This window comes from Bradyrhizobium cosmicum (genome assembly GCF_007290395.2).
GTDB classification, from domain to species: domain Bacteria; phylum Pseudomonadota; class Alphaproteobacteria; order Rhizobiales; family Xanthobacteraceae; genus Bradyrhizobium; species Bradyrhizobium cosmicum.
This window is the reverse complement of record NZ_CP041656.2, coordinates 2,432,111-2,445,164: the sequence shown is the minus strand read 5'-3', so window position 1 is coordinate 2,445,164 and position 13,054 is coordinate 2,432,111. Positions and strand designations below refer to the sequence as shown.

Genomic DNA, 13,054 nt, shown 5'->3' with positions numbered 1-13,054 from the left:
GTGGATGCCCGGGACAAGCCCGGGCATGACGACAGCAGCAGATTGGCGGCATACCCAATGACCGAAATCGTCGAAGCGACCCGCCCCTCCCCGACCGCCGTCCCCGCGCCGCCGCTCCTCAGCGTGCGCAACATCGAGGTCGTCTATGACGACGTCATTCTGGTGCTGCGCGGGCTCAGCCTCGACGTGCCCAAGGGCGCGATCGTGGCGCTGCTCGGAGCCAACGGCGCCGGCAAATCGACGACGCTGAAGGCGATCTCGGGGCTGCTCAAGACCGAGGACGGCGAGGTCACGCGTGGCGAAATCTTGTTCGAAGGCGAGCGGATCAATGGCATCGACCCCGATAAGATCGTCCGCCGCGGCATCTTCCAGGTGATGGAGGGCCGGCGCATCGTCTCCGACATGACGTCGCTGGAGAACCTCAAGCTCGGCGCCTTCACCCGCCGGGACCGCGAAGTCGATTCCGATCTCGACATGGTCTTCAATTATTTCCCGCGTCTGAAGGAGCGTACCGGCCTGGCCGGCTATCTCTCCGGCGGCGAACAGCAAATGCTCGCGATCGGCCGCGCACTGATGGCGCGGCCGAAGATGATCCTGATGGACGAGCCGTCGATGGGCCTGTCACCGCTGCTGGTGAAAGAGGTGTTCTCGATCATCCAGAAAATCAACCGCGACCTCGGCGTCACCATCCTGCTGGTCGAGCAGAACGCCCGCGCCGCACTGTCGGTGGCGAGCCACGGCTACATCATGGAGCAAGGCAAGGTCGTGCTCGACGGCACCGCGGACGAATTGCGCGACAACGAGGACGTCAAGGAATTCTATCTCGGCGGTGCCGGTGACCAGCGCAAGAGTTTCAAGAACCTCAAGAGCTTCAAGCGGCGCAAGCGCTGGCTGTGACATGGCGTTTTCGAGCGAAGTGGTAACCGGTTCGCGTGAAGAAAAACGCGTCAAAAATGAATCTAACCCAGCACCTGCTCCGCTTCCGTGACTGCGCAGAGAACATGATAGAACGACGACGCAGGAATGGTGTCGACCAGCGATTTGCCGTCGCGATCGAACTGGTCGTACCAGCCGCCCCGCACGGGATGGCTGAGATAATGCCGTTCGAGCCGCACCAGCGCCGCGCGCGCCTCGTCCGCCGCGCCCGCCTCGCCGGATTCGGCCTGCGCGATCCACGCCTTTGCCATCTCGGTCTGCGGCCACAGCCGGCGCGTGCTGCGGCGGATATTGCCGGCAGCATCGCCCTCGTCGACGAGGCAGCCGGTCGCCTCGTCGCGATAGCGCAGCGCGGTCGCCAGCAGTTCGGCACGGCGTTGCCCTGTCGGGCAACCGGTGATGCGTTCAAACCCCTTCAGAAGCCAGACCCATTCTGCCTGATGGCCGGGCTCGACGCTGACCGGCTCGATCTTGGACCAGTCCTCCTCGAAATACTCCGTCAGGATGCGTTTCTGCTTGTCGTAGAGATTGGCGAGAAACAGCGCGAAGAACTCGCCGGCACGGTTCTGGAACGAAAAATCGTGGGTTGCGTCGAAACACGCGATCATCGCCTCGAACAGATGCATATGCGGATTCTGCCGGCGCGGCAGCGACACCGGCAAGCCTTCGTGGACGCCGCCATGCGGCGAACGCAGATGGCCGTCGAGGAAGCCGAGCAGCGCGTCGATCTCGGCGCGAATCTGCGCATCCTTGTCGAGCGTATAAACCGTCGCGAGCGCAAACAGGATGAAGGCGTGATCATAGGCATCGCGCCGGCCGTCCAGGACCGCGCCATCCGGCGTCAGCCGGTGAACATAGCCGGGCCGGCCGTCGGGCGCCTTCGCCTTTGCCAGCAGATGCTCCAACCCCTTCAGCGCGATGCCCCGCCCCTCAGGGTCCCAGCCCATCTGCGCCGCCTTGGCGTAGCAGTAGATTTGCCGGGCCTGCACGAGCACCCGCCGCGGCGCGGCCACGTCAGCCGTGCCGTCACGGTGCAGACGGTCGACAAAGCCGCCGGCCGCACCATCCCAGCCGACGGACGACCACAGCGGCAGCGCCTCGTCGATCATGCGGCGCTTCAGGCGCGCGACGACGTCCGCGGCCTCACCCGTCGCAACGATCCGATCATCCGCCATCGCGTCCCCTTCAAGCCCCGCCACTGGCCGTCTGTACCCATGCCGGTGGCGGCGTGCAACGGATGCCAACCCGGAAAGACCAGCCATGACCGCCCATTACGACGCCCTTGAGACGCGCGATCAGGCCGTGCGCGAGGCCGAGCTGTTTTCCCGCCTGCCGGGGGTGCTGCGCAGCGCAATGACTGCACCGGCCTATGCGGAGCGGCTCAAGGGTCTCGATCCGGCCTCAGTGACCTCCAGGGCGGCGCTGGCGGGCCTGCCTGTGCTGCGCAAGTCGGAACTGCCGGCCCTGCACAAGGCCTCCACGCCGTTCGGTGGCTTCGTGGCGGCAGCACCCGGATCGTTCGCCCGCCTCTTCACCTCCCCCGGCCCGATCTTCGAGCCGGAGGGGCGGCAGGCCGACCCCTGGCGCGGCGCGCGGGCCCTTTTCGCGGCGGGCTTCCGTCCCGACGACGTCGTGCTCAACACCTTCAGCTACCATCTTACCCCCGGCGGATTCATCTTCGACGCGTCCGCGCGGGCACTTGGCTGCGCGGTGATCCCTGCGGGCCCCGGCAATACCGAGCAGCAATTCGAGCTGATCGAGGCCTACCGTCCGGTCGGCTATAGCGGCACGCCCGACTTCCTGAAGATCCTGCTCGATGCCGCCGCGAGCACCGGCCGCGACGTCTCCTCGATCAAGCGCGCGCTGGTCTCGGGGGCGGCCTTTCCGCCCTCGCTGCAGGCCGAGATCAGGGCACGTGGCATCGATGCCTATCAGGCCTTTGGCACCGCCGATCTCGGCCTCATCGCCTTCGAGACCGCGGCGCGCGACGGCATGGTCGTCAACGAGGATCTGATCATGGAGATCGTCAAGCCCGGCACGGGCGATCCCGTTGCGGAAGGCGATGTCGGCGAGATCGTCGTCACCTCGCTCGACCCGCATCATCCCTGGATCCGCCTTGCGCTCGGCGACCTCACCGCGGCACTGCCGGGCCCCAGCCAATGCGGCCGTACCAACATGCGCATCAGGGGCTGGATGGGCCGCGCCGATCAGACCACCAAGGTCAAGGGCATGTTCGTCCGTCCCGAGCAGATCGCCGAGATCGGCAAGCGCCACTCCGCGCTCGGCCGCCTGCGCCTCGTCGTCACGCGCCAGGGCGAGGCCGATGCGATGACGTTGAAAGCGGAAGCCGCGGCCACAAGCGATGCTCTGCGCGAGGAGATCGCCGGCACCTTGCGCGCGGTAACCAAGCTCGGCGGCAATGTCGAGCTGGTCAGCCCGGGGGCGCTCCCGAACGACGGCAAGGTGATCGCGGACGAGCGGTAAGACCGCTTGCTATTCGGTCGACTGACGGTACGCCGCATAGGCGCGCTTCAAGCCATCATGAAGCGAAGTCTTTGCGCGCCAGCCGAGCTTCTCGAGGCGGCTGACGTCGAGCAGCTTGCGCGGGGTGCCGTCGGGGCGCGAGCTGTCGAAAGCGATCTCGCCGTTGTAACCGACGATTTCGGCCACGACACGCGCGAACTCGGCGATGGTGATGTCCTCGCCGGTGCCGATGTTGATCAGCTCCGCGCTGGAATAGGTCTTCATCAGGTGCACGCAGGCGTCCGCCATGTCGTCGACATAGAGGAATTCGCGCCGCGGCGTGCCGGTGCCCCAGACCACGACGCTCTCGGCACCCGCGATCTTCGCCTCGTGGAAGCGGCGGATCAGGGCGGCGACCACGTGGCTGAGTTCGGGATGATAATTGTCGCCAGGGCCGTAGAGATTGGTCGGCATCACGCTGATGAAGTCGCACCCGTACTGACTGCGATAGGCCTCCGCCATCTTGATACCGGCGATCTTGGCGATCGCGTAGGGCTCGTTGGTCGGCTCGAGCGGGCCTGATAGCACCGAGTCCTCGCGCAGGGGCTGCGCCGCCAGCTTCGGATAGATGCAGGACGAGCCCAAAAACATCAGCTTCTCGGCGCCGCTCTGATGCGCGGCCTGGATCACGTTGGCCGCGATCGCGATGTTCTCATAGATGAACTCGGCGCGCAGCGTGTTGTTGGCGACGATACCGCCGACCTTGGCGGCGGCGAGAAACACGACCTGCGGCCGCACGCGTCCGAACCAGTCGAACACGGCGGCCTGGTTGCAGAGATCGAGCTCGCGCCGGTCCGCCGTCACGAGCTTGACGTCCTCCCGCGCCAGCCGGCGTGCGATCGCGCTGCCGACCATGCCGCGATGGCCGGCGACGTAGACGCTCCTGCCCTTCAGCTCAAACGGTGCGCTTGCCACTGGCCGCGTCCCGCTTTGCCTCGGCCAGATCGCTCGCCATCATCTCCTGGACGAGCTCGGCAAACGTCCGCTTCGGCTTCCAGCCGAGCACATCGCGTGCCTTGCTGGCATCGCCGACGAGAAGATCGACCTCGGTGGGGCGGAAATAGGTCGGATCGATTTTCACGACCGTCTTGCCGCTGTTCGTATCGATGCCGGTCTCCTCGACGCCCTTGCCGCGCCATTCGATGCGGCGCCCGACCTGCGCGAACGACAGCTCGACCATCTCGCGCACCGAACGCGTCTCGCCGGTGGCGAGCACGAAATCGTCGGGCTTGTCGGCCTGCAGGATCAAATGCATGCCCTCGACATAATCCTTGGCATGGCCCCAATCGCGCTTGGCTTCGAGATTGCCGAGATAGAGCGTGTTTTCCAGGCCGACCTCGATGCGGGCGACGCTGCGGGTGATCTTGCGGGTGACGAAGGTCTCGCCCCGGATCGGGCTCTCGTGGTTGAACAGGATGCCGTTGGCCGCGAACATGCCGTAGGCTTCGCGGTAGTTCACCGTGATCCAGTAGCCGTAGAGCTTTGCGACCCCGTAAGGCGAGCGCGGATAGAACGGCGTGGTCTCCTTCTGCGGGATCTCCTGCACGAGGCCATAGAGCTCGGAGGTCGAGGCCTGGTAGAACCGCGTCTCCTTCTCCATGCCGAGGATGCGGACCGCTTCCAGCAGCCGCAGCACGCCGATCGCGTCAGCGTTGGCGGTGTATTCCGGACTCTCGAAGCTGACGGCGACGTGGCTCTGGGCGGCGAGATTGTAGATCTCGGTCGGCCTGATCTGCTGCACCAAGCGGATCAGATTGGTCGAGTCCGTCATGTCGCCGTAATGCATCAGGAACGGCACGTCGCCGAGATGCGGGTCCTGATAGAGATGATCGACGCGCGCGGTGTTGAACGAGGACGAGCGCCGCTTGATGCCGTGCACGACGTAGCCGAGCGACAGCAGATATTCGGCCAGATAGGCGCCGTCCTGCCCGGTCACGCCGGTGATCAGAGCAACCCGTTCAGTCATGGCCAAACCTTGTTCCCGTGGCAATTGAATGGATGGATGCACACCAGGCGCCGGGCGAAGCGCATCCCGGACTTCTTCTTGGATATATCGTCCCCCGGGTCAACCCCGGGGAACAGCCCGGAGACCGGCAGATCAGGCGCGGAGGACCAATTGGATCCGGAACACAATCGTGATATTGGCGGCCGGGGAGACCGGGCTGCTTCCGAGGCTTGCCCGCCCCCATAGAGAACGCAATTCCGAGCCCACATGTCCCGAGATCGAGAGAGCACGGCGATCGACCAGGTGCTGCGCCCTGCCGTTTTCCTAGACCGGGATGGCATCCTGAACGTCGACAGCGATTACCTGTTCGAGATCGACAAATTCCGCTGGATCGACGGCGCCATCGAGGCCGTGAAGGCGATCAACGATGCCGGCTATTTCGCCTTCGTCATCACCAACCAGTCCGGCGTAGCGAGGGGATTCTATCAGGAAGCCGACATCCATCGTCTGCACGGTTGGATGGCGGCTCAGTTGGCGGCCCACGATGCGCGGATCGATGCCTTTGAATATTGCCCGTTTCACCCGGACGGATCGGTCGCCTCCTACCGACGCAACAGCGATCGCCGCAAACCGGAGCCCGGCATGATCGTGGACCTCCTGGAAAAGTTTCCCGTCGACGCCGGCAGGAGCTTCGTGGTCGGCGACCGGCCGTCGGACATCGAGGCAGCGCGCGCTGCCGGAATGCCCGGCCATCTCTTTGCGGGTGGAAACCTGCGGGATTTCATCCTGCCGCTGCTGGCACGCGGTTAGTTTCGTGAAGACGGCTCCCAACTTCATCCTCGCGACGGAGTTTTATCCGCCGGATTCGAGCACGACGGCGACCTATCTCGGCGCGATCGCAAACGCAATTGCACTCGACATGCCCACCGTCGTCCTGTCGGGAACATCCTGCTCCGCAAGACCGGCAGCGACCGGCGGCAACACGCCCGAAATCATCGAGATCGCAAACTGGAAGCCGCCCAAGCACGCGCTCGCAAGACGTCTGGTCGCAAGCTCGGTACTGGCGATGCGATTGTTCTGGGCCGTCTACCGGCGCGCGAAGCCGGGCGACGTCGTCATGTCGGTCACGAGCCCCTTCACCCTGCCCTACGCGATCACGCTTGCCGCAAGACTGCGGCGCGCCAGGACGGCACTCCTGATTTACGATCTCTATCCGGAGGCTCTGATCGCCGCCGGCGTCGCCCGGCAGACCTCCCTCGTCGCACGTGCCCTGCGCCTCGCCAATGGCTGGCTCTTCAGGTCCCTGGACGCGATCTTCGTCATCGGCCGAGACGTGCCTCCGCTGCTGCTGCGCTACCCGCGCGTGCATGCAGACAACATCCATTTCGTGCCGAACTGGACACTGCTTCCGATCGGCTACCGCGCACCGGGTGCCGGAAATCACCTCAGGCAAGACCATCCGTCGCAATTCCTTGCCGGTCTCTGCGGCAATCTCGGCTTCACGCACGCACCTCGCACGGTGTTCGAGGCCGCGCGGCTGTTGCAGCACGAGAAGAGCGTACATTTCGTGCTCTCCGGCTGGGGGGTCGGCTGGGACGAGCTGAAGGCGCTTCAAGCCGCGCAAAATCTGGAGAACGTCACCCTGCTGGAGCCCGTGCCCGAGGATCAGCTCGCCGAATTCCTCGCGGCGGCGGATGCCTGGATCATCCCCTACCGGCGCAACGTCGCCGGTGTCTCGATTCCAAGCCGCCTCTATAACTTTCTCGCCGTTGGGCGGGCCGTCATCGTCGCAACGGAGGCGAATTCAGAGGCCGGGCTTGCGGTCGCCGAAGAAGACATCGGCTGGGTCGTGCCTCCGGAGGAGGCCGGCAGGCTGGCGCAAGCGATATCCGAGGCCGCATCCGATCGCGCTGCCACGCTTCAACGAGGCCAGCAGGCTGCGGTCGCCGCGCTGAAATACACCGAGCAGGCCTCAACGCTGCGCTACCGGGACATCGTGCGGCGCTTGTGCGAGGACGACCGCTAGAAATTCCTGATCAGACGAATGACCTCGTCCTGCTGCTCGCGCGTGATCTCCGCGAACATCGGGAGGGAGAGGATCTTGTTCTGATCGTCGAACGCCCTCGGGAATTGTTCGGAGCGATGCGCGAACCGCGCATAGGCGGGAAGCAGCGGCAGCGCCGTCGGGTAATTGATTGCGGTCTGCACCCCGTTCTCGCCGAGATACGATGCGAGCGCATCGCGCTTGTTATGCTTGATCGTATAGAGATGATAGACGTGGGTGCGGTCTGGCGCGACACGAGGCACCTCAACGCCATCGAGCTGGTTAAGACCGGCATCGTAGACCGCAGCGGCATCCTGCCGAGCCTTGGTCCAGGCCTTCAAATGCTTCAGCTTGGCCGAGAGGATCGCCGCCTGCATCCCGTCCAGCCGGCTGTTGATGCCCTCGATCAGATGCTTGTGCTTCACGAGGCCGCCGTGACGGGCGAGCATGGTCATATGTTCGGCCAACGCCGCGTCGTCGGTCACGACCGCGCCGGCATCGCCGAATGCTCCGAGATTCTTGCCGGGATAGAATGAATAGGTCGCGGCCGCGCCGAAGGTTCCGACCGGCTGATCCTTGTATCGTGCCAGATGCGCCTGGGCACAGTCCTCGACGACCCAGAGGCCGTGCCTGCGCGCGATCGCCATGATGGCGTCCATGTCCGCGGGCTGGCCGTACAGATGCACCGGAATGATCCCGACGGTCCGCGGCGTGATCGCCGCCTCGATTGCCGCGGGATCGATCGTGAAGGTCTCACCGTCGGTATCGCAGAACACGACTGTCGCGCCCGCATGCGTGATCATCGCGGATGTCGATATCCAGGAATGCGCGGTCGTAATGACCTCGTCCCCCGGCTTGACCTTGAGCGCCGCCATAGCAAGGTAGAGCGCATCGGTGCCATTCGCGCAGGACACGCAGTGCTTGACGCTTGCCGCCTCGGCGAACTCCCGTTCGAAGGCGTCGACATACGGCCCACGGATGAACGCGCTGTCGCGAATGACCGCAGCGATCGCGCCGTCGATCTCATCCTTGATCGACTGATATTGCAGCCCGAGATCCGCGTAAGGTACCGGCATGAATGCTATTCCCTAGATCTTGCCCTTGAGGCGGCGGGCGGGATTTCCGGCGTAGCTGCCGGGCTCGGTGATATCTTTCGTGACCACGGAGCCGGCTCCGATCACGACATCGTCGGCGATGGATACCGGCATGATGGTGGCATTCGAGCCGATCGAAACCCGATTTCCGATCTTCGTCGCGCGCCACAATTCACGGCGCCCGCGCGCCGGCCCACCGGTGGAAAACGTATCGTTGATGAACATCACGCCATGTCCGACGAAACAATCCTCGCCGATCGACACCAGTTCGCAGATGAAGGCATGCGATTGCACGCGGGTTCGCGCACCGACGTTTGCCCCGGCCTGTATCTCGGTGAACGGGCCGACGAAGCAGTCGTCGCCGATCTCGCAGCCGTAGAGATTGCAGGGCTCCACCAGTTTGACACGCGCGCCAAATTTGACGTCGCGCACGGCGACCTGGTGCACCTGCGGCGTACCGCTCACGAGATCACACCGAGCTTGCTCCGCCGCGGCTCGAAGCGAAGCGCGACTTCCTGCCCCGTCTCGATCGACTCGTAGAGGGCGGAGATCAGTTCGAGGCTCTTGCGACCTTGCAGGCCATCGACCAGTGCGGCGCTCTGATGCAACAGGCAGTCGACGACGTGCTGATAGTAGGCCTGATGCCCGAAGCCGTAGACGTTGGGTGGATTGACCGAGAACTTCTCGACGACGACCTTGTCGCTCGGCAACTCGTCGACGAAATTCCAGTGCCTGATCTGGTTGACCGCGAAGCCCGCGATCTCGACCGTGCCCTTCTCGCCAAGGATCGAAAGAGACCCCTCGAGATCTTTCGGACGAACCGCCGTGGTCGCCTCGATGATACCGAGCGCGCCATTGCGGAATTTCAACGTCGCCACCGCGGTGTCTTCGGTCTCGACCTTCACCAGGGCCGTCGCTGCCCGGGCGTGCACGCTCACCACGTCCCCGAAGAACCATTCCAGCATGTCAATGTGGTGGCTGGCCTGATTGGTCAGCACGCCGCCGTCATAGGCCCAGGTGCCGCGCCATGCGTCCTGATCGTAATATGCCTGATCTCGGCACCAGCGCACGCGCACGGTGCCAAGTACGAGGCGGCCAAACCTGCCGGCGTCCAGCGCCTCGCGCGCCTTGACGACCGGAACGTTGAAGCGATTCTGCTTGACGACAAACAGCTTCACGCCCGCCTCGTCGCAAGCGCGGATCATGTCATCGGCGTCCTGCAACCGGAGCGCCATCGGCTTTTCGACGACGACATGCTTTCCCGCGCGGGCGCACGCGATGGCGTGCTGCGGGTGCATGCCGCTCGGCGTCAGAACCGCCACAGCATCGATGTCCGTGCGCGCGAGCATCTCGTTCAGGTCCTCATAGGCAGGAACCCCGAACTTCGCCGCCAACGCATCGGCGCGAGGTTTGACGTTGTCGCAAACGGCGACCAGGCTCGCCCGATCGATGTGATTGCCGCCCAGGAGTTCCGCGTGGCGTTTCGCGATGCGCCCGCAGCCCAGCAAGCCGAATCTGATCATCCAATCACCCTCGCGTGGCCCGCCATACCGAGCATTCAACAAAGCCCTGAAGTTACAGCCTATATTCGAAAATTTCCTTGTTGATCAAGCCAATAATGCGCTCGTCCGGTGCCGTCGTGACCTCGGACCACGGCACGTTTGAGATGCTCTTACCGCCGTTCAAGATGCGGCGAAAGTTCGATCGGTTCCGTCGCGCTCAGTCCACCAGCATGACCCGAAAACAACATCCACGACCGATCATGGGCCAGACCCGAGGTCTGTGGCCACGTGCTGTCTTCCGTGTTACGCAGCGCGCACCAGCGTACGGGATAGTAACCTCGCCAATGAAAATCACCGACGTTTCGGTATCGTCCTCCGGCTTTCGATACTGGCTACCCAGTCTCGTCGTTTGTCACGTGATAACTTCTTGTATCTCTTTGATTTTCGTTGCCGAATACTATCGACGCCTGCTGCCCCTGGCCGAGAACAGCGTTTCTCACGTCTTGGGCGCCGCGGTGACGGCCGCTCCATTTGCGCTGTTGTCGATCTTTTTCATGATTCGCCCCTTCAATTTCGGCTACGCGCTTGGCTTCTACCTTTTCACGCTGATCCTGGACTACCTCTGGCTTCTGGAGCTCTCGACTTTTCAGTATGATCACCGCACAGCAGCGATATCCGCCTTTGCTTCGGGGCTCGCGTTTCTCGTTCCCGCACTGCTGTTGAACTGTCCGGCACGTCGCCCGAAACTCGAATTGACAGGCGGGCAATTCCTTGTGTTCTTGTTCGCCATTCTGGCGGTAGCGGGCGTCGTCCTGGCCATCGGAGCGTCCTACAATCGTCAATTCGTCAGCCCGCTCGATATCTACGAATATCGCGACCAGATCGTGCTTCCGAAGCCCCTACTGTACGCCGTCGGGATCGTCTGTGGCGCTCTCCTGCCGTTTGCATATGCCGGCTTTGTCCAGCTAAGAAGATACGGATATGCAGCGCTGTGCTTGTTGATTTTGGGGCTCTTTTATCCCGTCACGCTGACTAAACTTGCACTGCTCGCGCCGGCCTGGCTGTTGTTCCTCACCGCGCTGTCGATCTACTTCGAGGCCCGTGTTGCGATCATTCTCTCACTGTTGCTGCCCGTCCTCGCGGGGGTGCTGCTGGCCCTGCTGCACAAGCTCGGCCCCCTGCCAGAATACCCGTTCTTGGTGTATTTCGGAACGGTCAATTTTCGAATGATCGGAATGCCCGCAAGTGCGCTCGATTTCTACAATGACTTCTTTTCGAGCCACGAACTCACCCGCTTCTGCCAGATCGGGCTGGTGAAGCAGCTCTTGTCGTGCCCATACGAAGAACAGCTCTCCGTCTACATGCAGGAAAGCTATCACCTCGGCTACTTCAATGCCTCGCTGTTCGCGACCGAGGGTATTGCCTCGGTGGGCCCTCTGCTTGCTCCCGTCTCGGCCCTCGCATGCGGACTCGTCATCAGCCTTGCAAGCCGGGCGTCCGCTGGACTGCCCGAACGTTTTGTTCTGCTGTCGAGCGGACTGCAGCTCCACATTTTTCTGAACGTCCCCTTCACCGTCGCGCTGGTCACCAACGGCGCCGCCGTCCTGTTTTTACTATGGTACGTGACACCGAGCGCAGCATTTCCAGACGCAAGGTCCACGACCCTCCAGGGTCATACTGATGAAATTCTCCGATAACTTCGAGAAACTGTCGCGCAAGACAATCACACCTGCACTTTTTACCATTCACACGATCTGTTGCTGCATCTCGTTCGTCATTGTCTTGCAGGTGTATGGGTATCTGCACCTTTTCACCTGGAGCAGCAGCCGCATTTCCGAAGCGGCACTTCTCTCAGTTCCGATTGCAGCGCTTGCGATCGCCATGATCTTCGCAAGTTTCAGCTTCGGCTACCTTCTCTCATTCTACCTGTACACCGTGACGCTCGGCTACCTCTGGCTTACTCCCTTTTCTCAACTCGACTACGACCACAGATTTCCAGTGATTTCGGCTATCGCTTCCACGGCAACATTTCTTGCCCCGATGCTCTTTCTAAAATGGCCAATCAAGATCAAGCCTGCTGGCTCGACAAGAAGCCTTCGCTGGCTCGTTGCCGCCATCATCGCGGCGACGCTGGCGATCATCGCGACGGGTTTCCTCTACAACTTCAAGTTAATCTGGCTTTCGGAGATTTATCAGTTCCGTGACGAGTTGAAGTTTCCGATTCTCCTCCAATACACCATGGGAATCGCGTTGGGGGCCTTGCTGCCATTTGCCTTTGCATGTTGCGTTGAGATGCGAGCGCACATGCTGGCGGCAACAGTGCTGCTTCTCTGCGTCGCCTTCTATCCCGTGACTCTCACAAAGACGGCCCTGTTCGCGCCGGTTTGGCTTTGCTTCCTTCTGCTTGTCTCGACCTATCTTGAAGCCAGGATCGCGGTGGTCGCGTCGTTGCTCGGACCAATCGCGGTTGGTCTTGTCCTTGCGGCGCTGTGCCGCGAAGGCCTGATCTCCGAGTCGCTCTTTTTGAACTATTTTGGAACGATCAATTTCCGAATGATCGCTTTTCCGTCGGTCGCGATCGACGTCTACAATGATTTCTTTTCTCGGCACGAGACGACGCATTTCTGCCAGATCTCCCTGATGAAATATTTGATGGCCTGCTCCTACGATGAGCAGCCTGCGCTCATCATCGCCAGGAACTATCCGGTCGGAAATATGAACGCCTCCCTGCTCGCAACTGAGGGGATCGCCTCGGTGGGGAGCGCGCTAGCACCAGCAAGCGCATTTTTGGCCGGCCTGATCCTGTCGGTTGGAAATCTGACGTCCGAAGGGCTTCCACCCCGATTTGTCATCCTGTCGAGCGGAATAGTGACGCAAGCTTTCCTCAATGTGCCGCTGTCCATCATGATGGTCACGAACGGCGCCGCTCTTTTGTTTCTCTTGTGGTACGTCATGCCTCGGCAGCCATTTGCAGTGGCTTCCGAAACGGGCCTCAAAGCAAGAGTCTGAG

General features: G+C 62.5%; 12 protein-coding genes. 6 read left to right on the top strand and 6 right to left on the bottom strand.

The features are described from left to right. Positions 1–57 precede the first annotated feature (57 nt). Positions 58–897, top strand: coding sequence for an ABC transporter ATP-binding protein (locus tag FNV92_RS11480; protein WP_168213257.1), 840 nt, complete (start codon positions 58–60; stop codon positions 895–897). A gap of 62 nt (positions 898–959) precedes the next feature. Here the strand turns inward: FNV92_RS11480 and FNV92_RS11475 are convergent, their stop codons facing one another. After that, positions 960–2,111, bottom strand: a complete 1,152-nt coding sequence (locus FNV92_RS11475; protein WP_143840890.1) for an AGE family epimerase/isomerase — start codon at positions 2,109–2,111, stop codon at positions 960–962. Positions 2,112–2,196: 85 nt separating this feature from the next. Between FNV92_RS11475 and FNV92_RS11470 the strand changes: the two genes are divergently transcribed. After that, the gene (locus tag FNV92_RS11470; RefSeq protein ID WP_143840891.1) at positions 2,197–3,420 is read left to right on the top strand and encodes a phenylacetate--CoA ligase family protein; all 1,224 of its coding nucleotides are present in this window, start codon (positions 2,197–2,199) and stop codon (positions 3,418–3,420) included. Positions 3,421–3,429: 9 nt separating this feature from the next. Here the strand turns inward: FNV92_RS11470 and fcl are convergent, their stop codons facing one another. Next, positions 3,430–4,374 carry a GDP-L-fucose synthase gene (gene fcl, locus FNV92_RS11465; RefSeq protein WP_143840892.1) on the bottom strand — a complete coding sequence of 315 codons (945 nt, stop codon included), beginning with the start codon at positions 4,372–4,374 and terminating at the stop codon, positions 3,430–3,432. Continuing rightward, positions 4,355–5,425 carry a GDP-mannose 4,6-dehydratase gene (gene gmd / locus FNV92_RS11460; protein ID WP_143840893.1) on the bottom strand — a complete coding sequence of 357 codons (1,071 nt, stop codon included), beginning with the start codon at positions 5,423–5,425 and terminating at the stop codon, positions 4,355–4,357. The genes fcl and gmd overlap by 20 nt, the downstream gene beginning before the upstream one ends. Before the next feature lie 246 nt (positions 5,426–5,671). On the opposite strand from gmd, the gene FNV92_RS11455 reads away from it, so the two are divergent. Together FNV92_RS11455 and FNV92_RS11450 are read left to right on the top strand one after the other, a co-directional pair. Further along, positions 5,672–6,214, top strand: a complete 543-nt coding sequence (locus tag FNV92_RS11455; RefSeq protein ID WP_143840894.1) for a D-glycero-alpha-D-manno-heptose-1,7-bisphosphate 7-phosphatase — start codon at positions 5,672–5,674, stop codon at positions 6,212–6,214. A 4-nt stretch (positions 6,215–6,218) separates the two neighbouring features. Further along, positions 6,219–7,430, top strand: a complete 1,212-nt coding sequence (locus FNV92_RS11450; protein WP_143840895.1) for a glycosyltransferase family 4 protein — start codon at positions 6,219–6,221, stop codon at positions 7,428–7,430. Here the strand turns inward: FNV92_RS11450 and FNV92_RS11445 are convergent. From FNV92_RS11445 to FNV92_RS11435, 3 genes are read right to left on the bottom strand one after another with little or no spacing between them, the layout of a single operon-like run. Beyond that, positions 7,427–8,524: a DegT/DnrJ/EryC1/StrS family aminotransferase gene (locus FNV92_RS11445; protein WP_143840896.1), complete on the bottom strand. Its 1,098-nt coding sequence runs from the start codon at positions 8,522–8,524 to the stop codon at positions 7,427–7,429. The two genes, FNV92_RS11450 and FNV92_RS11445, sit on opposite strands and share 4 nt — an antisense overlap. Positions 8,525–8,536: 12 nt before the next feature. Beyond that, a complete protein-coding gene (locus tag FNV92_RS11440; RefSeq protein WP_143840897.1) occupies positions 8,537–9,007 on the bottom strand; it encodes an acyltransferase in 471 nt (156 codons plus the stop codon). After that, positions 9,004–10,065, bottom strand: a complete 1,062-nt coding sequence (locus FNV92_RS11435) for a Gfo/Idh/MocA family protein (protein ID WP_143840898.1) — start codon at positions 10,063–10,065, stop codon at positions 9,004–9,006. The genes FNV92_RS11440 and FNV92_RS11435 overlap by 4 nt, the downstream gene beginning before the upstream one ends. Positions 10,066–10,388: 323 nt before the next feature. Here FNV92_RS11435 and FNV92_RS11430 point away from each other — a divergent pair, with 323 nt between their 5' ends. Then, positions 10,389–11,741 carry a hypothetical protein gene (locus tag FNV92_RS11430; RefSeq protein ID WP_143840899.1) on the top strand — a complete coding sequence of 451 codons (1,353 nt, stop codon included), beginning with the start codon at positions 10,389–10,391 and terminating at the stop codon, positions 11,739–11,741. Next, positions 11,725–13,053: a hypothetical protein gene (locus FNV92_RS11425; protein WP_143840900.1), complete on the top strand. Its 1,329-nt coding sequence runs from the start codon at positions 11,725–11,727 to the stop codon at positions 13,051–13,053. Before FNV92_RS11430 ends, FNV92_RS11425 begins: the two co-directional genes overlap by 17 nt. Position 13,054 lies beyond the last annotated feature (1 nt).

Excerpts from the sequence above, each read along its gene's own strand:
- FNV92_RS11475 (WP_143840890.1), bottom strand. The coding sequence starts at position 2,111 with ATGGCGGATGATCGGATCGTTGCGACGGGTGAGGCCGCGGACGTCGTC.
- FNV92_RS11470 (WP_143840891.1), top strand. The coding sequence starts at position 2,197 with ATGACCGCCCATTACGACGCCCTTGAGACGCGCGATCAGGCCGTGCGC.
- FNV92_RS11435 (WP_143840898.1), bottom strand. The coding sequence starts at position 10,065 with ATGATCAGATTCGGCTTGCTGGGCTGCGGGCGCATCGCGAAACGCCAC.
- FNV92_RS11445 (WP_143840896.1), bottom strand. The coding sequence starts at position 8,524 with ATGCCGGTACCTTACGCGGATCTCGGGCTGCAATATCAGTCGATCAAG.
- FNV92_RS11480 (WP_168213257.1), top strand. The coding sequence starts at position 58 with ATGACCGAAATCGTCGAAGCGACCCGCCCCTCCCCGACCGCCGTCCCC.
- FNV92_RS11425 (WP_143840900.1), top strand. The coding sequence starts at position 11,725 with ATGAAATTCTCCGATAACTTCGAGAAACTGTCGCGCAAGACAATCACA.
- gmd (WP_143840893.1), bottom strand. The coding sequence starts at position 5,425 with ATGACTGAACGGGTTGCTCTGATCACCGGCGTGACCGGGCAGGACGGC.
- FNV92_RS11455 (WP_143840894.1), top strand. The coding sequence starts at position 5,672 with ATGTCCCGAGATCGAGAGAGCACGGCGATCGACCAGGTGCTGCGCCCT.
- FNV92_RS11430 (WP_143840899.1), top strand. The coding sequence starts at position 10,389 with ATGAAAATCACCGACGTTTCGGTATCGTCCTCCGGCTTTCGATACTGG.